The 21,745-nt window shown below is 58.3% G+C and carries 12 protein-coding genes; 6 read left to right on the plus strand and 6 right to left on the minus strand.

Annotation, left to right across the window (positions count from 1 at the left end; genetic code table 11):
* Window positions 1-15: 15 nt before the first annotated feature.
* Window positions 16-753, minus strand: a complete 738-nt coding sequence (locus AC1MEA_RS05320) for a substrate-binding periplasmic protein (protein WP_480917037.1) — start codon at window positions 751-753, stop codon at window positions 16-18.
* A 435-nt stretch (window positions 754-1,188) separates the two neighbouring features.
* Here AC1MEA_RS05320 and AC1MEA_RS05325 point away from each other — a divergent pair, with 435 nt between their 5' ends.
* Window positions 1,189-1,647, plus strand: coding sequence for a GNAT family N-acetyltransferase (locus tag AC1MEA_RS05325; RefSeq protein WP_480917038.1), 459 nt, complete (start codon window positions 1,189-1,191; stop codon window positions 1,645-1,647).
* Window positions 1,648-1,680: 33 nt separating this feature from the next.
* On the opposite strand, the gene AC1MEA_RS05330 is transcribed toward AC1MEA_RS05325, so the two are convergent.
* From AC1MEA_RS05330 to AC1MEA_RS05340, 3 genes are read right to left on the minus strand one after another with little or no spacing between them, the layout of a single operon-like run.
* Window positions 1,681-1,977 carry a winged helix-turn-helix domain-containing protein gene (locus tag AC1MEA_RS05330; RefSeq protein WP_219064498.1) on the minus strand — a complete coding sequence of 99 codons (297 nt, stop codon included), beginning with the start codon at window positions 1,975-1,977 and terminating at the stop codon, window positions 1,681-1,683.
* A 20-nt stretch (window positions 1,978-1,997) separates the two neighbouring features.
* On the minus strand, window positions 1,998-2,519 hold the full coding sequence (locus AC1MEA_RS05335) for a YgjP-like metallopeptidase domain-containing protein (protein WP_219064466.1): 522 nt from the start codon (window positions 2,517-2,519) through the stop codon (window positions 1,998-2,000).
* Window positions 2,520-2,559: 40 nt separating this feature from the next.
* Window positions 2,560-4,686 carry a putative bifunctional diguanylate cyclase/phosphodiesterase gene (locus AC1MEA_RS05340; RefSeq protein ID WP_480917039.1) on the minus strand — a complete coding sequence of 709 codons (2,127 nt, stop codon included), beginning with the start codon at window positions 4,684-4,686 and terminating at the stop codon, window positions 2,560-2,562.
* A gap of 322 nt (window positions 4,687-5,008) precedes the next feature.
* On the opposite strand from AC1MEA_RS05340, the gene AC1MEA_RS05345 reads away from it, so the two are divergent.
* Window positions 5,009-5,674, plus strand: a complete 666-nt coding sequence (locus AC1MEA_RS05345) for a polysaccharide lyase family 7 protein (RefSeq protein WP_480917040.1) — start codon at window positions 5,009-5,011, stop codon at window positions 5,672-5,674.
* 116 nt (window positions 5,675-5,790) lie between these two features.
* Here the strand turns inward: AC1MEA_RS05345 and putP are convergent, their stop codons facing one another.
* Window positions 5,791-7,281, minus strand: a complete 1,491-nt coding sequence (putP, locus tag AC1MEA_RS05350; protein ID WP_480917041.1) for a sodium/proline symporter PutP — start codon at window positions 7,279-7,281, stop codon at window positions 5,791-5,793.
* A 458-nt stretch (window positions 7,282-7,739) separates the two neighbouring features.
* Between putP and putA the strand changes: the two genes are divergently transcribed.
* Together putA and AC1MEA_RS05360 are read left to right on the plus strand one after the other, a co-directional pair.
* Window positions 7,740-11,693 carry a trifunctional transcriptional regulator/proline dehydrogenase/L-glutamate gamma-semialdehyde dehydrogenase gene (gene putA / locus AC1MEA_RS05355; RefSeq protein WP_480917042.1) on the plus strand — a complete coding sequence of 1,318 codons (3,954 nt, stop codon included), beginning with the start codon at window positions 7,740-7,742 and terminating at the stop codon, window positions 11,691-11,693.
* Window positions 11,694-11,906: 213 nt separating this feature from the next.
* Window positions 11,907-13,709 carry an acyl-CoA dehydrogenase gene (locus AC1MEA_RS05360; RefSeq protein ID WP_480917043.1) on the plus strand — a complete coding sequence of 601 codons (1,803 nt, stop codon included), beginning with the start codon at window positions 11,907-11,909 and terminating at the stop codon, window positions 13,707-13,709.
* Between the two features lie 21 nt (window positions 13,710-13,730).
* Here the strand turns inward: AC1MEA_RS05360 and AC1MEA_RS05365 are convergent, their stop codons facing one another.
* Window positions 13,731-16,361 (minus strand): dermonecrotic toxin domain-containing protein, encoded by a 2,631-nt coding sequence (locus AC1MEA_RS05365; RefSeq protein ID WP_480917044.1) that lies wholly within the window; start codon window positions 16,359-16,361, stop codon window positions 13,731-13,733.
* A 215-nt stretch (window positions 16,362-16,576) separates the two neighbouring features.
* Between AC1MEA_RS05365 and AC1MEA_RS05370 the strand changes: the two genes are divergently transcribed.
* Window positions 16,577-18,319 (plus strand): potassium/proton antiporter, encoded by a 1,743-nt coding sequence (locus AC1MEA_RS05370; RefSeq protein ID WP_219064472.1) that lies wholly within the window; start codon window positions 16,577-16,579, stop codon window positions 18,317-18,319.
* Window positions 18,320-18,354: 35 nt separating this feature from the next.
* Window positions 18,355-21,717 (plus strand): mechanosensitive channel MscK, encoded by a 3,363-nt coding sequence (mscK, locus tag AC1MEA_RS05375; RefSeq protein WP_219064473.1) that lies wholly within the window; start codon window positions 18,355-18,357, stop codon window positions 21,715-21,717.
* The last annotated feature ends 28 nt before the right edge of the window (window positions 21,718-21,745 follow it).

Here is a 21,745-nt window from a genome sequence, read left to right on the forward strand (position 1 = left end):
TTTTCACACCGCCCGTTACAGCCCGTGCAGGCGAAACATCCGGTCGTAACTGCCATCGGCTTTCATCGCGGCAATGCCTCGGTCAAAGCTGGCGACAATCTGCGCATGATTGGGGTTCTTCAAACTGACCAGGATATGCAGACCGTTCTCGCTCAGTGGCTTAGGCAGAAATTCAACACTCTCGCGAACTCGAGGCACTTCACGGCCGAGGTTGTAGCGAGCGACATATTCGTCGTCCACCGCCAGCGCCACCCGTCCTGCCGCCAGCATGCGCACCGCCATGGAGAAACTGTGCACCGGGACTTTTTGCAGCTCGGGATCACTGTCGAAAGCGGATGAATAGGCATAGCCGCGTACCACGGCAATCGGATAAGCGTGCAGCGCCTTCAGGTTGTCGAACTCGATGGGCGAATCCTTGCGTTTAAGAAAAAGCACCCGGTTGAGCAGGTACTCGTTCGAGAACTCACCGATCAGCGTTCGCTCCTTATTGAACCAGGCACTGACCAGCACGTCATAACGCCCGTCTCCAATACCTTGCAGCGCCCTTGCCCACGGCACTTGCTCGAACTCACTGGCGTATCCCGCACGCGCCAGGGCCGTACTGACAAGATCAGTGGCGAGGCCGCCATTAACCAGATTGATATCAGTGAATGGAGGCCAGGCATCGGCCACCAAACGTAGCTTCTCCGCTGCGGCGGCTTGCGTCAGCAACAACAAACCCATCAAACCCATGGCTCGAAGCAGTCGCGGCATGCTCAAGTTCCTGAGGCGGGCAGATCGCCCACCGTATAAAGGGCGCGTTACGCTTGGACTCTCATTAACAGTGGTCCATGAAACCCGGAACCCAGAGGCTCAATGCAGATTACACAAATATGACATGGCAACCAATCCGGATGATGGCTATCAGCCTCAATTGAATACTCATCGTGGAGCCGCCACAACGCATATGAGTGATTGATGTGAGCGCCAGTTCAAGAAATTTTTTTAACACGGTGCTTGCCAGCAAAAAGCTGATCCCGTAAGCCATGCCACTGGACAGGTTGATTTTTTTTGCACGCAGCTACTGCTTTATCAAGACCTGCCAACCTGAATCACCGCGCTCAGCATTAAGTCGCTACAGTTTTGTTTGGCCTCCCGCACGATGCGGGCTTTAGTATTCGACCAGAATGTCTATTCAGAGTCTGTCATATGTCTATCAATTGGGTCTGCAAACACCATACCGATCTCAGCAAGGAACAGCTGTACGCCATTCTGCAGCTGCGTGCCGAAGTGTTCGTGGTCGAGCAAAAGTGCTGTTATCAGGACGTCGACGGTCAGGATCTGGACGGTGACACCTGCCATCTGATGGCATGGGAACACGATCTTCTGGTGGCTTATCTGCGCCTGCTTGACCCCATCCAGCAAGGTGGCGACGTAGTGATTGGTCGGGTTGTAACGGCCCCCACTGCGCGAAATAAAGGCATGGGCCACGCGCTGATGATTCAGGCGCTGGAACACGCTGAAAAGCAATGGCCCGATCAACCGATCTACCTTGCGGCTCAAGCGCATCTGCAAGGCTATTACGGACGCTATGGCTTCACCCCGGTGGGCGAGGTGTATCTGGAAGACGACATCCCCCATATCGGCATGCGCCGCGACCTGGAGTGATGCGACGCCCGGCTATTTAGCTGAGCCGATGCTTTATGGGTAACCCAGCACCGCTTTGATCTGCACCAGATGCTGCGCAATCCAGTCTTTGTCGATCGCACCCCACGCGCGGATCTGATAACCGCCGGCATGATTGCGTGCGCCGTCCAGCTGTTCGAATTCGCAGAGAATATCGAGATCGGCCAGGGCGGCAATGGTGTCCTGCGCCGTGCGACGTGGCATGCCGGTGGCCTCCATCAACGCGGGGACACTGCTGGCGATCCGGCTGTCTATCAAATACGCCACATACAACCGGCGATAAAAACTGCTTTTGGTCTTGCTGACGTCCATCGTCAAATCCTTATCGAGGCTCATTCGGTGGCCTTGCCTTGCAGGTCGCGCCAGGTCAGGTAAATGCGCAGATCGAACTCCAGCTGGTGGTAGCCGGGCTGCATGTACTCACAAAGCTGATAAAACGCCTTGTTGTGGTCGGACTCTTTGAAGTGCGCCAGCTCGTGCACCACGATCATTTTCAGAAACTCTGGCGCGGCCTCCTTGAACAACGACGCGATGCGGATTTCTTTCTTGGCCTTGAGCTTGCCGCCCTGCACACGAGATATCGCCGTGTGCAGACCCAGCGCTCGATGCGTCAGGTCCAGACGGTTATCGAACAGCACCTTGTCGATATTCGGCGCATTACGCAGATGCTCTTGCTTCAACGCCAAAGCGTAGGCGTACAGCGCTTTATCACTCTGCACGGCATGCCGTTCCGGGTAGCGTTGCTTCAGGTAGGCGTCCAGCCGATTCTGTGCAATCAACTGACGCACCTGGTCTTGCAAGGCAGGCGGATAGGCTTGCAGGTATTTCAAGGGAGAGAGGGCTGGCGCGGTCATAAGGAGCAACGAAGATTTGGAAGCACCCAGTGTACCGAATTCAGCTCACGTTGAGCCCAACCCCATCGAACGGCTGGGCAAACTGCGCGGCATCATCGGCGGTCAGCGGACGCGCAACCTGAGAGCCTTGAACCAGCTGGCAACCATTCTCCGCCAACCATTGATACTGCTCGACAGTTTCCACCCCTTCAGCAATCACCAACACCCCCAACTGACGACACAGGTCGATAACGCTGCGTGCCACTGCAGCATCGCGCGGCGAAGCCAGCAAACCGGCAACGAAGTGGCGGTCGATCTTCAAGGTATCCAGCTCAACATCGCGCAGAAGAGCCAGCGAGCAGTCACCTGCACCAAAATCATCCAGCGCAATGCGCACGCCTGTCTCACGCAACGCCTGCAGTTGCTTGCGCGTGTGATCCTGGTTTTGCACGAGAGAGCTTTCGGTGATTTCAACTTCAAGCTGATGCGGCTGCAAATCGTATTGGCTGATGGCGCGCAGCAGTTCCGCAGCGAGATTGGGCATGCTGAACTGAGCGGTACTGACGCTCACTGTCAGTACCAGCTCCGGCGCAAAAGTAGCGTTCCAGGCCTGGCGTTGCGCAGCACCCTGCTCAAACACCCAACTGCCCAGCCGATTGATCAGACGGGTTTCTTCGAGTAGCGGAATAAACACGCCCGGCGGCACGTCCCCGACACCGGGGTGCTGCCAGCGCAATAGAGCCTCGAAGCCCCGCAAGCGACCATCGGCGATGTAAACCTGAGGCTGATAGACCAATGAAAAGTCATTGCCTTCAATGGCCGTGCGCACACTCTCCTCGAGCATCAGGCGCGAGCGGGCGCGGCCATTCATCTCAGGATCGTAAAAACGGTATTGCTGACGACCCGCACGCTTGGCTTCGTACATCGCGATATCCGCCGCACGAAGCAAGCTGTCGAGGTTCGAGCCGCATTCGGGATAGGTCGCGATGCCGATGCTCGCGCCCAGCGTGATTTCCAGACCATCGATCTGCTGGCGCACCGACACCCGCTCGATCAATTTTTCAGCAATGATCGCCGCTTGCTCCGGATAGTCCAGGCCATCAATCACCGCCGTGAACTCATCACCGCCCATGCGCGCCAGAATGTCATAAGGGCGCAGGCAGTCCTTCAACTGCTCGGCGACCCAGAGCAACACCTGATCGCCGATATCATGACCAAGCGAATCGTTGACTCGCTTGAAACCGTCAAGATCCAGGTACAGCACAGCCCATGATTTAGCGGCATCGCTGCGCAACAACGTGCCTTCGACTGCCTGGTAAAACCCACGTCGATTGAGCAGACCCGTCAGTGAGTCGGTAACTGCCTGACGCTCAAGCTGCTCATACAGGGTGCGCACCACCGACATGTCGAGAATGCTCAGCACCATCGACCGCTGCTCAGCCGGCAGCGGCGCGCAGGACAGTGCGACGGGCACTTCCAGGCCTTCAGATGTGCGCAAGACGGCGTCGTGCATCCGGTAAGTATCCGAGTTGCGATAGCTGCGATAGAACTCTGATTCCGACCACTGCAGGACGTGGGGCTTGAACAGGTAATCGATCCACTCGGAACCGCACAACACCTCGGCACTGGCATTCAGCAACCGACACATCGCCGGATTGGCAAAACTGATCACCCCCGCCTCATCGACCACCAGAATGCCTTCGGCAACATTGGACAGCACCGAGGCATTGAAGGCCCGTGCGACTTCCAGCTCGTGGGTCAGGGCTTGCAGGGCACGGAGGTTGCGCTGATGCTCCAGCAATACCTGAACCTTGGACTTGAGAATGTGCGGATCGAAGGGTTTGAACAGGAAATCCACAGCACCACTGGCGTAGCCCTTGTGGACAGCCGCTTGGGATTGTTCATTGGCAGTCAGGAAAATGATCGGCGTCAATCGCGTGCGCTGACTGCCACGCATCAAGCGAGCGACTTCGAAACCATCCATGCCGGGCATGTGCACATCGAGCAAGACCAGGTCGACATCCAGTTCCAGCAGGAGATTCAAGGCCTCCACCCCGGAGCTGGCCGTGACCACATGCCAGTCCTGACGCTGCAAGACCGCACTCATGGTGATTAGATTTTCCGGGTAGTCATCCACTACCAACAAGACAGAGCAGCCATCCAGTGGCTTTGATTGCAAGCATTCCATGCTACGTATATCCCTATGGTTCTTACGCCCGAGTGCCGAGGAGGCCCGAAGTCCCAATAGCGACTTACTCTAGCCCTGCCACAGCAAAAGCAGAAGCTGGCTAACGAATATCCAATAACGAAACTCAACCCGAGCCGACTAACGGTATATCGCCTCAGGGAGTCACGCACGGGTGTTTGCGCCGAGATAGAGGCACTTTGACGCCATCCAGTCACCGGGCCAGCATTAACAAACGCACGTTCAGCCCGTATAAAGGTCGCGCCCAAACCCTTGCGCTAGACGCTTTCCTGCTGGCAATGAGACATATTTGGAAGACTGAACAATGATCGATCTGGCATCCTGGAATTTGAGCATCCCCGTGGGCTCCCCCCCGGCGACTATCGACACGCCCAAATTGGTCGACGGCTACAAAGGCAAATATTTTCACGCCGAAAACGGCACCGTATTTTTCTGGTCACCCGTCACGGGCTCACGCACCGCCAACGCCAAATACCCGCGCAGCGAACTGCGTGAAACCTACTCCAATGGCACGCTGCACAATTGGTTGTACCCCAGCGGTGATCACTTTTTGCGCGCAACCCTCGCAGTCAATCAGGTGCCATCGTCGGGCAGAATCGTCATCGGCCAGATTCACGCCTACGAAAGTACCGAGCCGCTGCTGAAGGTCGAATACCAATACAAGGACGCTACTAAGAGCGGCATTGTTGTCGCCAAAGTACGAAATCGGTTTGACGACAAAGAAAGCCGTGTGATTACCATCGCCGAGGACGTGCCGCTCAATGTTCAGTTCAAATACATCATTCATCTAAGCGCGGGCGGTGACCTGGGCGTTAGTGTGCGCGACGCGAACTGGAGCAGCCCGATCAGTGCTACCTGGCGTGACAAGCCGTTGTACTTCAAGGCTGGCGTCTATACCCAGGACAACTCCGGCTACACCAGTGAAGGCGGTATGGCGACGTTCTATAAGCTGGACATCGACCACAACTAAACCTGATCACACCGCTCACTAAAAACGACCCCACACAAAAAACGGCCCGACATCCTGAAGATGCGGGCCGTTTTTTTTGAAACATGAGCCAGCCGTAAGCCAGCCCATCCATTCACTCAGCGAGAAGCGTCGTTGAACTCTTTCTCGGCCGCATCGAAGCGCGTCAACATGCCAGCCGTTGGACCTTTGCCAATCAGGCTGAAGACCACGATGGCAATGCTGGCGAAGATGAAGCCAGGAATGATTTCGTACAGACCCAGCAGACTGAAGTGCTTCCAGACGATGACGGTGATCGCGCCGACCAGAATACCGGCCAGTGCGCCGTTACGCGTCATGCCCTTCCACAGCACCGAGATCAGTACCACAGGACCGAAAGCAGCACCGAAACCTGCCCAGGCATAGCTGACCAGACCCAGCACCCGGTTATCCGGATTGGAGGCCAGGGCGATAGCAATCAGCGCGATCAACAGGACCATGCTGCGACCCACCCACACCAACTCGGTCTGCGAGGCGCGTTTGCGGAAGAAGGCTTTATAGAAGTCTTCGGTCAGTGCGCTGGAGCACACCAGCAACTGGCAGCTCAGGGTGCTCATCACGGCCGCAAGAATCGCCGACAGCAACACACCGGCAATCCATGGGTTGAACAGGATTTTTGCCAGCTCGATGAATACCCGCTCCGGGTTCTCAACGACGGGGCCGGCGAGATCAGGATGCGCCGAGAAGTACGCGATACCGAAGAAGCCCACGGCTACCGTGCCGCCCAGGCACAGGATCATCCAGGTCATGGAGATGCGACGCGCCTTGGCAATCGACTTGACCGAATCCGCCGCCATGAATCGCGCAAGGATGTGCGGCTGGCCGAAGTAGCCCAAACCCCAACCCATCAACGAAATAATGCCGATGAAGCTGGTGTTTTTCAGCATGTCAAAGTTGGTCGGGTCTTTCGCTTCGATCGCCAGGAATGTGGTATCGATGCCCCCGGTGGCCAGCAACACGATAATCGGCGTAAGGATCAACGCGAAGATCATCAGCGTGGCCTGCACGGTATCGGTCCAGCTCACCGCAAGGAAACCGCCGACGAAGGTGTAGGCAATGGTCGCGGCAGCGCCGGCCCACAACGCGGTCTCGTAAGGCATGCCGAAAGTGCTTTCAAACAAGCGAGCGCCCGCCACGATGCCCGATGCGCAATAGATGGTGAAAAACACCAGGATCACGATGGCCGAGATAATCCGCAGCAGCCCGCTCTTGTCTTCGAAACGGCCGGTGAAGTAATCCGGCAGGGTCAATGCGTCGCCGTTGTGTTCGGTCTGCACCCGCAGCCGCCCCGCAACGAACAGCCAGTTCAGGTAAGCACCGGCGATCAGGCCGATTGCGATCCAGCTTTCCGACAGACCTGACATGTAAATGGCGCCTGGCAGCCCCATCAACAGCCAGCCACTCATGTCCGATGCGCCAGCCGAAAGCGCGGTGACCACACTGCCGAGGCTACGACCGCCCAGAATATAATCAGAAAGGTTGTTGGTAGAGCGATAGGCCATAAAGCCGATCAGCACCATTGCTGCGATGTAGATCACAAAGGTGATCAGGGTTGGGTTGCTGACAATCATTGAGCTGCGCCCTGGCATTGTTTTTATTTAGCGGCGGCTATCAGACAAGTCGAAACGAAGAACTCGCGTCGCATGCATGAACTACTGACCGCGCGTTTGACTGAAATTTCCCCAGGAAAATGTCAGCAGATGAACCTTATGGTTACCAGGTTGCACCTTGGCCGCGAATCCTAGTCAACAATGCAAATAAGGTGCAACCAGTTTTTTTAAAATAAGTTGCACCTTATCGGTTCTTTTACGTATCGGGATGTTTTTTGCTTCTTTTCGGAGCAAAACAGCGCTTTTACATAATTAAAAGCACCAGAAGAGCGCGCTTGATTCAGGGCGCCACTCGTTTTTCGAGATGAGCAAACAATTTCCGATGAAAATAGGTTGCACTAGGTTGCACCCCGGCAAACGCGAGGCTAATCTGAGCGCCAGCTGATGCCACACCGTGGTGGCGATAACGAGGACAAAAAATGGCGACGACCACCCTGGGTGTCAAACTTGACGACCCTACCCGTGAGCGATTGAAAGCTGCTGCTCAATCAATCGACCGCACGCCACACTGGTTGATCAAGCAGGCGATTTTCAACTACCTGGAAAAACTCGAAGGGGGTGCAACCCTGACGGAATTGAACGGGCTGACACTCAAGGATGGCGACGACCACGTCGGCCTGCCAGCAGACATCGCCCACCAGTGCTTCCTCGAGTTCGCCGAAAGCATCCTGCCGCAATCGGTTTTGCGTGCAGCGATTACCTCTGCCTATCGCCGCCCGGAACCTGAAGTGGTACCGATGCTGCTGGAACAGGCGCGCCTGCCAGTGAGCATGGCCGAGGCCACCCAGAAGCTGGCCGCGAGCATCGCCGAAAAACTGCGCAACCAGAAAAGCGCAGGCGGCCGTGCCGGCATCGTCCAGGGCTTGCTGCAAGAATTCTCGTTGTCCTCCCAGGAAGGCGTGGCACTGATGTGCCTGGCCGAAGCGTTGCTGCGCATCCCGGACAAGGGCACCCGCGACGCACTGATTCGCGACAAGATCAGCACCGGCAACTGGCAGCCGCATTTGGGCAACAGCCCTTCGCTGTTCGTCAACGCTGCCACGTGGGGTCTGCTGCTGACCGGCAAACTGGTCGCCACCCACAATGAAACAGGCCTGACCTCTTCGCTGAGCCGGATCATTGGCAAAAGCGGCGAGCCGATGATCCGCAAAGGCGTAGACATGGCGATGCGCCTGATGGGCGAGCAGTTCGTCACCGGCGAAACCATCGCAGAAGCCCTGGCCAACGCCAGCCGCTTCGAAGCCAAGGGCTTCCGCTACTCCTACGACATGCTCGGTGAAGCGGCCCTGACCGAACACGACGCGCAGAAATACCTCGCGTCCTACGAGCAAGCGATCCACTCCATCGGCAAAGCGTCCCATGGTCGTGGCATTTATGAAGGCCCCGGGATCTCGATCAAACTCTCCGCCCTGCACCCGCGCTACAGCCGCGCGCAGTACGAACGCGTCATGGAAGAGTTGTACCCGCGCCTGTTGTCGCTGACCTTGCTGGCCAAACAATACGACATCGGCCTGAACATCGACGCCGAAGAGGCCGACCGTCTCGAACTGTCGCTGGATCTGCTGGAACGCCTATGCTTCGAGCCGCAGTTGACCGGCTGGAACGGCATTGGTTTCGTGATTCAGGCGTACCAGAAACGTTGCCCGTATGTGATCGACTACGTGATCGACCTGGCCCGTCGCAGCCGCCATCGACTGATGATCCGTCTGGTGAAAGGCGCGTACTGGGACAGCGAAATCAAACGCGCCCAGGTCGACGGTCTGGAAGGCTATCCGGTCTATACCCGCAAGGTGTACACCGATGTTTCCTACATCGCCTGCGCACGCAAACTGCTGTCGGTGCCGGAAGTCATCTATCCGCAATTTGCCACGCACAACGCCCATACCCTGGCAGCGATCTACCATATCGCCGGTCAGAACTATTACCCCGGCCAGTACGAGTTCCAGTGCCTCCACGGCATGGGCGAACCGCTGTACGAACAAGTGGTGGGCAAGGTTGCCGATGGCAAGCTGAACCGCCCATGCCGGGTCTATGCACCGGTCGGCACCCACGAAACATTGCTGGCATATCTGGTACGTCGCCTGCTGGAAAACGGTGCGAACACCTCGTTCGTCAACCGCATCGCCGACCACTCCATCGCCATTCAGGAACTGGTGGCCGATCCAGTGAGCAGCATCGAGCAGATGGCGACGCAGGAAGGCGGCTTCGGTCTGCCACACCCGCGTATCCCGCTGCCGCGTGATCTCTACGGCCCGGCTCGCGCCAACTCCAGCGGCATCGATCTGGCGAACGAACACCGCCTCGCATCGCTGTCCTCGGCATTGCTGGCAACCGCGCACAACGACTGGACAGCCGCGCCGATGCTCGGCAGCCCGGCGAGCACTGGCGCTTTCGCGCCTGTCCTGAACCCGTCGGACTTGCGTGATGTGGTTGGTCACGTTCAGGAAGCCAATCTGGACGACGTCGATAACGCCATCCAGTGCGCGCTCAACGCCGCCCCTATCTGGCAGGCGACACCCCCCGCAGAACGCGCCGCGATCCTGGAACGTGCCGCTGACTTGATGGAAGGTGAAATCCAGCCGCTGATGGGCCTGTTGGCGCGTGAAGCCGGCAAGACCTTCGCCAACGCCATCGCCGAAGTGCGTGAAGCCGTGGACTTCCTGCGTTACTACGCAGTGCAGGCGCGCAACGACTTCACCAACGACGCGCATCGTCCCCTGGGGCCAGTGGTCTGCATCAGCCCGTGGAACTTCCCCCTGGCTATTTTCAGTGGTCAGGTTGCCGCCGCATTGGCCGCCGGCAACCCGGTACTGGCCAAACCCGCCGAACAAACCCCGCTGATTGCTGCACAAGCGGTGCGCTTGTTACTGGAAGCCGGCATCCCTGAGGGCGTGGTTCAACTGCTGCCTGGCCGTGGTGAAACGGTTGGTGCACGTCTGGTGGGTGATGATCGGGTCAAGGGCGTGATGTTCACGGGTTCTACCGAAGTCGCACGCTTGCTGCAACGCAACATCGCCGGTCGTCTGGACGCACAAGGTCGGCCGATCCCGCTGATCGCCGAAACCGGCGGACAAAACGCGATGATCGTCGACTCCTCCGCGCTGACCGAACAAGTGGTCATCGACGTGGTGTCCTCGGCCTTCGACAGTGCCGGTCAACGCTGTTCGGCACTGCGTGTGTTGTGCCTGCAAGAAGACTCTGCCGACCGCGTGATCGAAATGCTTAAAGGGGCCATGGCTGAGTGCCGTCTTGGCAACCCGGAGCGTTTGTCCGTGGATATCGGGCCGGTGATCGATGCCGAGGCCAAAGCCGGGATCGAGAAACACATCCAGGCCATGCGCGACAAAGGCCGCACCGTGTACCAGATGGCGATTGCCGACAGCGCGGAAATCAAGCGCGGCACCTATGTGATGCCCACCTTGATCGAACTGGAAAGCTTCGACGAACTGCAACGGGAGATCTTCGGCCCGGTGCTGCACGTGGTGCGCTACAAGCGTAAGGAACTGGACCAGTTGATCGGCCAGATCAACGCTTCGGGCTACGGCCTGACGCTCGGTGTGCACACGCGCATCGACGAAACCATCGCCAAGGTCGTCGACAAGGTCAATGCCGGTAACGTCTACGTCAACCGCAACATCGTCGGCGCTGTAGTGGGTGTGCAGCCGTTCGGTGGTGAAGGGTTGTCGGGCACCGGACCTAAAGCCGGTGGACCGCTGTACCTCTATCGCCTGCTGTCGACCCGCCCGGTGGATGCCATCGAGCAGTCCTTCGCTCGCGGCGATGCGCTGGCGGCACCCGACACCCAGATGCGTGAAGCCATGAGCAAACCACTCGGCGCTCTGCAAACCTGGGCCAGCAGTCACCAGCAAGACGCGCTGGGCGCGCTGTGCAAACAGTTCGCCGAGCAATCGCAAAGCGGCACCATCCGCTTGCTGAACGGCCCGACCGGCGAACGCAACAGCTACAGCCTGCTGCCCCGCGAGCACGTGTTGTGCCTGGCGGACATCGAAGCTGACCTGTTGATCCAGCTGGCCGCCGTATTGGCCGTCGGTAGCACGGCTGTGGTACCGGAAAACGACGTGAGCAAACCGCTGCGCGCTCGCTTGCCTAAAGAAGTACAGGCACGCATCCAGTTGATCGCTGACTGGAACAAGGACGAAGTGGTCATCGATGCAGTCCTGCATCACGGCGACTCCGACCAACTGCGAGCGGTCTGCCAGCAAGTCGCCAAACGCGCTGGCGCTATCGTCGGGGTTCAAGGTCTGTCGCACGGCGAAACCAACATCGCGCTGGAACGCCTGGTGATCGAGCGCGCGCTGAGCGTGAACACTGCGGCAGCAGGAGGAAATGCCAGCTTGATGACGATTGGGTAACGCGATCCTCTGTACCTCCATCGCGGGCAAGCCCGCTCCTACATGGATTCCGTATTTCATGTAGGAGCGGGCTTGCCCGCGATCAGCTTGACTCGGTCTGCCTGACACACTGTTATCGCCCCGTTTTACCCCTCTATCACCCGCATCAATCTTGCTATTCAGCAGCCTGCGCCACCGCCTAGACTCCGAGCATTCTAAAAAAGGTAGGCCGCCATGTCCGAGACGCTGCTCAGTTCCCGCAATCTGGCTTTCGAGCTGTATGAAGTACTCGATGCCGAAGCCCTGACCCAGCGCGAGCGTTTCGCCGAGCACAATCGCGAGACCTTCGATGCGGCGATTGGTACGGCACGGACCATTGCGGAAAAGTATTTCGCCCCGCACAACCGCAAGGGTGACGAGAACGAGCCGCGCTATGAGAATGGCGAGGCGATCCTGATCCCGGAAGTCAAACCGGCGGTGGATGCGTTCCTTGAAGCGGGTTTTCTTAACGCCGCGCGCAGCTTCGAGGCGGGCGGTATGCAGTTGCCTACGCTGCTGTCGCAAGCCTGCTTTGCGCACTTTCAATCGGCCAATGCCGCGTCGACGTCGTACCCGTTCCTGACCATGGGTGCGGCCAATCTGATCGAAAGCTTTGGCAGCGAAGAACAGAAGCAGCGCTTTTTGCAGCCGATGATCGACGGACGTTTTTTCGGCACCATGGCCCTGACTGAACCGCATGCCGGCTCGTCGCTGTCGGACATTCGCACCCGCGCCGAACCTGCCACGGACGGCAGCTATCGCCTGCGCGGCAACAAGATTTTTATCTCTGGCGGCGATCATCCGTTGTCGGAAAACATAGTGCACATGGTCTTGGCCAAGCTGCCTGACGCGCCTGCCGGGGTGAAAGGCATCTCACTGTTTATCGTGCCCAAGTTTCTGGTCAACGATGATGGCAGTCTGGGCAAGCGCAATGACGTGCTGCTGGCCGGTTTGTTCCACAAGATGGGCTGGCGCGGCACCACCTCCACAGCGCTGAACTTTGGTGATAACGGCGAGTGTGTCGGCTATCTGGTGGGCAAGCCGCATCAAGGCTTGAGCTATATGTTCCAGATGATGAACGAAGCACGGATCGGCGTCGGCATGGGCGCCGTGATGCTGGGTTACGCCGGGTATCTGTACTCACTGGAGTACGCCCGCGAACGCCCGCAAGGTCGTCTGCCGGACAGCAAAAACCCGGAAACCGCGCCGGTTGCGATCATCCAGCATGCCGACGTCAAACGCATGTTGCTGACGCAGAAAGCCTACGTCGAAGGCGCCTTCGACCTCGGTCTGTATGCCGCGCGGCTATTTGACGACACCACCACTGGGGAAACCGAAGAGGTCCGCAAGCAGGCCCACGAGTTACTCGATTTACTGACGCCTATCGTCAAATCCTGGCCCTCCGAGTTCTGCCTCAAGGCCAACGAACTGGCGATCCAGATTCTCGGCGGCCATGGCTACACCCGCGAGTACCCGGTGGAGCAGTACTACCGCGATAACCGCTTGAACCCGATTCATGAGGGCACCCACGGCATTCAGTCGCTGGATCTGCTCGGGCGAAAACTGGGGCAAAACGGCGGTGCCGGACTCAAGCAACTGATCCGCCTGATCGCCGACACCGCAGCCCGCGCGCAGGCCCATGAAGGTTTAACGCCGCTGCGCCAACCGCTGGAGCAATTGGTGGCACGCCTGCAAACCGTGACCATCGGCCTGTTGACCGACCTGGCGCAGGGCAAGGTCAACAGCAGCCTGGCCAATTCGGCGCTGTACCTGAAAGCGTTCGGTCATACCGTGATTGGCTGGCGCTGGCTGGAACAGGCGATCCGCGCCGAAGAAGGCCTGGCAATGGGCAATGAAGCCGACGTCAGCTTCTATAAAGGCAAGCTTCAAGCCGCCCGGTACTTCCTGACATGGGAAGTCCCCGGCTGCCATCACGAGCTGGCGATTCTCGAAGCGCGGGATGACACCTGCCTGTCGATGCAAGACGCCTGGTTTTAACGGGCAGGCAGATGGCCTGCCTCACGGGAAGAAGCGATCAACCAGCGACTTCGCACCGGGGCCCAATTTCGCTGCGTAGGCGGCGCGGGTGAAGGGTTCACCGGTGCGCAAGTCGTAGACTCCGCCGGAAGATTGCGACGCATCGATTTCAGTCATTTCAACTTTGATGAAACGGTAGTTTGAACCCACTACCTCTTCGATACGGTCGACGCGAAAATAGTGTCCTGGCAGGAAGACCGATTCAGCTTCTTCCGAGCCCGAGGCGAAGGGAGCGATGGGGGTTGCTTCCAGATAACTGTTAGCGGGAATAACATAGATGATCGATGTGTCGTCGAAGGTGCCCAGGCTTTTAACGTAGGCCGATGACTCTCCTCCCTGACTGTTCGCGAAGTTTCTCGCTACATATGGATTCTCACTAAACGAGGTGATGTCTGTATTGACCAGCGTATCCCCTGACTTGATAACCCCGCTGCGAAAGGTGATCCCGGAAGTGCCGCGCTCTCCGCTGCCTCCCCGATACAAACTCACCGAGTTGTCGAAGCCGACCTGCTCCAGGTCATTGGCAAGTGCCTCAATCATAGACGCCGAGTCGTTATGACCGTACGACTCTCCTGTGCGCAGGAATGTGTTGTAAGCATCATCTTCCTGTACGTAATGCTTGATATTCCCCCCGCTGAAGTGCCCCTCATCCGTCTTGAATACCCGATGATCGTCGCCCCACTCATCGACGAATTTATCGAAGCCGTCATCATCTTCGACGAGTTCATCAGTAGGCACCTCCAGTATGTCGATCACCCCTTTTTGTCGCTCAAGTGCAGCCTCGGACAGGCGCGACTCCTCCTCCGGATTGAACTGCATCCAGGCATCCCAGAAGGTTGATGTCGTAGTGGGATAAGGTTTGCCCGTCAGCTCGGCGCCCGCCTGCGAAGCAGTAACGGCATCATCCATGCCGCCTGTCAATTTCGGCCCCGACGCCAGCTCCCATTCACCCTGCGCGTTGAGGCGCACTGGCTTGGCACCATAAAATCCAAACGGGTTGCTCGGATCGACCACCGTCCAGGTGTGCAACTCTTCGCTGTAGCGCACTTGATAGGGCAGATCATTCAAGCTGATCCAGGTTTCACCATTGGCCAGCACATGAACGCTGCGCAGACGACCCTCGGTAGCCAGCGGTACGGCCTCATCGAGAATCACATTGCCTTCCAGGCCCGCCAGCGGTTTTTCGGCATCCGATGATCCCAAGACAGGTGGCTCCAGCGGTATCACCGACTCCGACGGCAGCCCGGCCTCTTCCCCGCCGATGTCGCCCGCGCCCAACGCTTCACCTGCTTCGCCAACTTCACGAAGACCGGCGAGCAACGGCAGGTTGAACACCACGAAAATCGAATTAAGAATCGCCGCTTCAACCCCGGCTTTACGCATGCGTGCGCTGGCACCGTTGATCGCCTGATCCACGTTCAACCCCACGCTGCTGATGCCAGCGCCGATCAGTGCCAACGCTACGGGCCAACCCAGCGGTGCCAAACCGCCGACCACATGGGTAAAGGCGCTCAGGTAACCTATCCATATCTGTTTGCGCAGGCTGCTGTTGGATGTCAGCAGTGTGAAGGCATCAGACGCCATTTCCTTTCGAGCACTCTCACGCACATATTCAAAAACATCACTGACGATGAACTCATTATGTTTGTTAACGATTCCGCGCTCGAACCCATCCTGCCGGAGCACCTGCGTGATGACCTCGTTGAACGCGTCGCCCTCTCGCTCTCGAGCCGCTGCCGAATGTAGAAAATGCTGGGTGAACGCTGCTTTTGAGGCCTCGTCAGCCAGACGGCCGCGAACCCACTCATACAGATCATGCTCGTTGGCGAAACCGTGAAACGCCGGATTCTCGCCCGGTACATACACCAGCTGTCGCCCCTGAGCATCGACGATGCGCAGTATGTCGCGGGACACGTACCCTCCAAGATCAAAGGTGCGCATCGTGATGCCTGCTTTCGGCGCCACTTTCGCTGTCAGCATGGCCAGCGTCATTACAGGTTCAAGACCATCGGTGACGGAGTGGATTACCGTCTGGAAATCCTCTGGAGACAAGTGTCCGCCTCGAAGGCTTTGCCCGGCCGCTGCCAGGAAATGCGACTTGGCCAATGTGCGAAAATTATCACTGTGGGCCGCCCAGAAGCGCTGCATTTTCCGGGCGTAAGCCGCACTGAAATCCAGCGCCCAAAAATCTTTCATGACATCTTTGGGCAACATCCGTACTTCGTTACGCTCATCGAAGGCCGCGTGCTCCGGGCCATCGGTGTAAAAGCCACCGTAGAGTTGAAGCTCATCCCAGTCTTCCTGATCGCGAGCACTGAAGCGATGCATCACCAGCTCAATGAAGGTCATCGACTCAATCGGTGGATCTACGTGCTGCCAGCCAGTAAACGATCGGGGACTGCTGACAGCCGTACTGAAACGATGCCAGTAAACCTTATCGGGGTTTAACTTCTGGTCAGTGTATTTACGCAAGATTTTCGTTGCCGCCGAATACGCCATGCTATGGGTATCGGGGTACCTGGCCATGAACTGACGGGCTATTGCCTTTAGCTGAAATTCGTCGCTTTTATCGGGTTGCCCGGCATTGAAATCAAGCGGGTTATTAATAGTCATGACTTCCTGTCTCTCGAATAATGGAAGTCGTGTACGTGAGCAGATCAAGGAAGCACATCAGGCTTAATTATTTATGACCTTGGGTAAGCCATGACCGGTCATAAACAGTAAAGCTTTGACAGCCAGCCAATTCAACAGGTTAGAATCGCTTGGCACGCGGACTGCATAGTCAGTTCACGCCCAGCCTTTTGAATTTGCTTTCTGGAGTACCGCCCTTGGATGCAACAACCATCAACAGCCTGTTCTTGATCGGCGCGTTGCTGGTGGGTGCAAGTATCCTGGTCAGCTCCATTTCTTCGCGTCTCGGCATCCCGATTCTGGTCATCATCCTCGCGGTGGGCATGGCAGCGGGCGTCGATGGCGGCGGGATCATTTTCGACAACTACCCAACGGCGTATCTGGTCGGCAACCTCGCCCTAGCGGTGATTTTGCTCGATGGCGGCTTGCGCACACGCGTCGCCAGCTTCCGGGTTGCGCTGTGGCCGGCGCTGTCATTGGCAACGGTCGGTGTCCTGATCACCACCGGGTTGACCGGGGTGGCGGCCGCATGGCTGTTTAATCTGAATTTGATTCAGGGTCTGTTGATTGGCGCGATCGTCGGCTCGACCGATGCCGCCGCGGTCTTCTCGCTGCTGGGCGGTAAAGGCCTGAACGAACGGGTTACCGCCAGCCTGGAAATCGAATCCGGCAGCAACGACCCGATGGCGGTTTTCTTGACCGTGACCCTGATCGACATGCTCGCAAGCGGCGAAACCGGCCTGCACTGGAGTCTGCTGGGGCATCTGATTCGCGAGTTTGGTATCGGCGGGATTATCGGTCTGGGCGGCGGCTGGCTGATGCTGCAACTGGTCAACCGGATCAATCTGGCAAACGGCCTGTACCCCATTCTGGTGATCAGCGGCGGGCTGGCGGTGTTTGCCCTGACCAACGCCATCCACGGCAGCGGCTTCCTGGCGGTGTACCTGTGCGGCCTGGTGCTTGGCAACCGTCCGATCCGCAGCCGCCACGGCATTCTGCACATGCTCGACGGCATGGCCTGGTTGGCGCAGATCGGCATGTTCCTGGTGCTGGGCCTGCTGGTCACGCCGCATGATTTACTGCCCATCGCCCTGCCCGCGCTGGGTCTGGCACTGTGGATGATTCTGTTTGCCCGGCCGCTGTCGGTGCTGGTCGGCCTGCTGCCATTCAAAGCGTTCCATGATCGGGAAAAAGCATTTATCGCCTGGGTCGGCCTGCGCGGCGCAGTGCCGATCATTCTCGCGGTGTTCCCGCTGATGGCCGGGTTGCCGCATGCGCAGCTGTATTTCAACCTCGCTTTTTTTATCGTACTGGTCTCGCTGCTGGTCCAGGGGACGAGCCTGCCGTGGGTCGCCAAACTGCTGAAAGTTACCGTACCGCCAGAACCGGCACCGATTTCACGCGCCGCGCTGGAGGTGCATGCCACCAGTGAGTGGGAACTGTTCGTTTACCGCCTGGGTGCTGAAAAATGGTGCATCGGCGCCGCCCTGCGTGAACTGAAAATGCCCGAGGGCACCCGCATCGCGGCCCTGTTTCGCGGCCAACAACTGCTCCATCCGTCGGGTAGTACCACCCTCGAAGTCGGTGATCTGCTCTGCGTGATCGGCCATGAGCATGACCTGTCTGCCCTGGGCAAGCTGTTCAGCCAGGCCCCGCAACGCGGTCTGGACTTACGTTTCTTCGGCGACTTCGTCCTCGAGGGAGACGCTCAGCTCGGGCCTGTCGCGGCATTGTACGGTTTGAAACTCGACGGCCTGGATCCGGATATGCCGCTTAGCCAATTCATCATTCAGAAGAATCGCGGCGAACCGGTGGTCGGCGATCAGATCGAATGGAACGGTACAATTTGGACCGTTGCGGTGATGGACGGGAACAAGATCCTTAAAGTCGGCGTCAAATTTCCCGAAGGGAGCCGCCCAGGTCCTGGGTTGTTCCTCTAAACTCCCTCTCTCTTCGATCAGTTCGACCGGTACTTATGCTCAACCTGCGCACTTTTTTTGTTGCCGCCCTGCTTGGGCTCTGCCTCTCTACCGTTCCCGCACAGGCTGCCGAGCCGCCCACCCGCAGCGCCGTGCAGCAAAGTCTGGATAAAATTGCCGAACGCAAATTGCCCGACGCGGATCAAAAAGCCCTGCAACAGGTGCTTGAGCAAACCCTGACGCTGATCACCAGCAAGGAAGACGCTGAAAAGCGCCTGACCGAACTCAAACAGCAACTGAGCCAGGCTCCGCGCCAGACGACGGAAAACCAGCGAGAACTGACCCGTCTCAAAGCCAGCAAGGCTGTCCCGACGACCCAGCGTTACGCCAATCTCGACGTGCCGCCACTCGAACAATTGCTCACCGAACGCAGTACTCAGCTCAGTGACCTGCAGAAGAGCCTGAACGACGCCAACAGCCTGACCATCACCGCCCAGACCCGCCCGGAACGGGCGCAGGCCGAGATCAGTAGCAATCAGACCCGCGCCCAGCAGATCAATAACCTCCTCAAGTCAGGCAAGGATGGCGGCAAGACCATCAGCGCCGACCAGCGCGACCAGCTCAACGCAGAATTGGCTTCGCTCAACGCCGTGACCGTATTGCGCCGTCAGGAACTGGCGGGGAACAGCCTGCTGCAGGACCTCGGCAACAGCCAGCATGACCTGTTGACCGAGCGTGTCCGCCGGCAAGAGCAGGAAATTCAAGACCTGCAAACCCTGATCAACGACAAGCGCCGGGCCCAGTCGCAACAAACCGTCACGCAACTGTCCATCGAAGCGCAAAAAGCGGGCAGCAGCAGCCTGCTGGCTACTGAAAGCGCGGCCAACCTCAAGCTCTCGGATTACCTGTTGCGCGGCACCGACCGGCTCAACGATTTGACCCAGCAAAACCTCAAGACCAAGCAACAGCTGGACAGCCTGACCCAAAGCGATCAGGCGCTGGATGAACAGATCAACGTTCTCAAAGGCAGTCTGCTGCTGTCCAAAATCCTCTATAAACAGAAACAGGCCCTGCCGCACCTGACGCTCGACAATGGCTTGGCCGATGAAATCGCCGACATTCGCCTGTATCAATTCGAAGTCAATCAACAGCGGGAGTTGATCAGCAGCCCAAGCGCTTATGTCGAAAAGCTGCTCGCCACCCAGCCGCCAGAAGACGTTACACCGCTGCTGCGCAAAACCTTGCTTGACCTTGCGACCACCCGCAGCGATCTGCTGGAACGTTTGAACCGTGAGCTGAGCGCACTGCTCAATGAGTCCATTACCCTGCAGCTCAGTCAAAAACAGCTGGTCAGCACGGCGCTGAGCCTGCGTTCCACCCTCGACGAACAGATGTTCTGGATTCCCAGCAACAAACCGCTGGACCTGGAATGGATAGAAGGCATCCAGCCGCGCCTGACAAAACAGCTCGCCACCCTTCCGTGGGCTTCGAGTGTCAGCGAGTTGGCAGACGGGCTGACAAGCAGACCCCTGCTGTTTCTGCCACTGCTGCTGTTGATCGGCGCACTGGTGTGGAAGCGCAAAGCGCTCTACAGCAAGCTGAACAAATTGCACTCCGATATCGGCCACTTCAAACGCGACAGCCAATGGCAAACGCCGCTGGCGATCCTGATCAATATCTTGCTGGCCATGCCCGTGGCGCTGGGCCTGGCGTTGTGTGGCTACGCCCTGCAAATTGACGCCCGGGGGCAAAACGCCAACCTGGGCTCGGCCTTGCTACAAATCGCCCTGGCCTGGCTGGTGTTCTATACCGCTTACCGAGTTCTCGCGCCGGGCGGCGTCGCACAACTGCATTTCCGCTGGGAAAAACCGCAGGTTGAATTCCTCAGAGGCTGGATTCGCCGCCTGGGCCTGGTGGTGCTGGCGCTGGTCGCCGTCGTCGCGATGGCGGAACATCAACCTGCCGCGCTGGCCGACGACGTCCTGGGGATTGCCGTTGTTCTGACGTGCTACGCCATGATGACCTGGCTGCTAAGCCGTTTGCTGATCAGCAGCCCCACCCGCGAGAGCGCGTCGCTGTTCCGCAAAGCGATCGGCGTGATTTTCACCGCCCTGCCGATCGCCTTGTTCATCGCGGTGTGCTTCGGCTACTACTACACGGCACTGAAACTCAGTGATCGACTGATCAACACCCTGTACTTACTGATGCTGTGGCTGGTGATCGAAGCCGCCTTCATCCGCGGCCTGGGCGTAGCGGCACGACGCCTGGCCTACCAGCGCGCCCTGAGCAAACGTCAGGCGGCCAAGGAAAGCGGCGATGGCGACACAGTGATCGAAGAGCCGACACTGGACATCGAACAGGTCAACGAACAGTCCTTGCGCCTGATTCGTCTGGCCTTGCTCGGCGGCTTCATCGGCGCGCTGTACTGGGTCTGGTCCGACCTGATCACGGTGTTCTCCTATCTGGACAACATCACCCTCTACGAATACACCAGCGGCACCGGCGCGACCATGAGCATGGTGCCGATCAGCCTCGGCGACATGATTGGCGCACTGATCATCATCTGCATCACCGTCGTACTGGCTGGCAACCTGCCTGGCCTGCTGGAAGTGCTGGTGCTGTCACGCCTGAGCCTGGCCCAGGGCAGCGCCTACGCGACGACGACCCTCCTGTCGTATGCGATTGCCGGGGTCGGTTTCGTTTCCACCCTGTCGGCGCTGGGCGTGAGTTGGGACAAGCTGCAATGGCTGGTCGCGGCACTGTCGGTCGGTTTGGGTTTCGGGATGCAGGAGATTTTCGCCAACTTCATCTCCGGCATCATGATCCTGTTCGAACGTCCGGTGCGGATCGGCGACACCATCACCATCGGCAACCTGTCGGGCACGGTCAGCAAGATCCGTATCCGCGCCACGACCATCACCGACTTCGACCGCAAGGACATCATTGTCCCGAACAAGACCTTCATCACCGGGCAACTGATCAACTGGTCGCTGACCGACACCATCACCCGCGTCACCCTGAAACTGGGAGTCGATTACGGCTCGGACCTGGAGTTGGTGCGCAATCTGCTGCTCAAGGCCGCCCACGAAAACCCACGGGTGCTCAAAGACCCGCCGCCTATCGTGTACTTCCTGAACTTCGGCGAAAGCACCCTCGACCACGAGCTGCGCATGCACGTGCGAGACCTCGGCGACCGCAACCCGGTGCTCGACGAGATCAACCGCTTCATTAACCGCGAGTTCAAGGCACAGCACATCAACATCTCGTTCCGGCAGGTGGAGGTCTACCTCAAGAACATGCAGGGTCAGGAATACAAGATGGTGCCCATCGAAGCCGCAGAAAAAACCAGCGCTCCGGTCCCGGCGACGCCCCCTGCCGCCAAGGACGTACCCGAGCCACCGGACATCAGGCTCGACTGACACGCTTAATCCCAGCAGAATGGTCGGA

The sequence above is a fragment of the Pseudomonas sp. ASL8 genome (genome assembly GCF_056680355.1).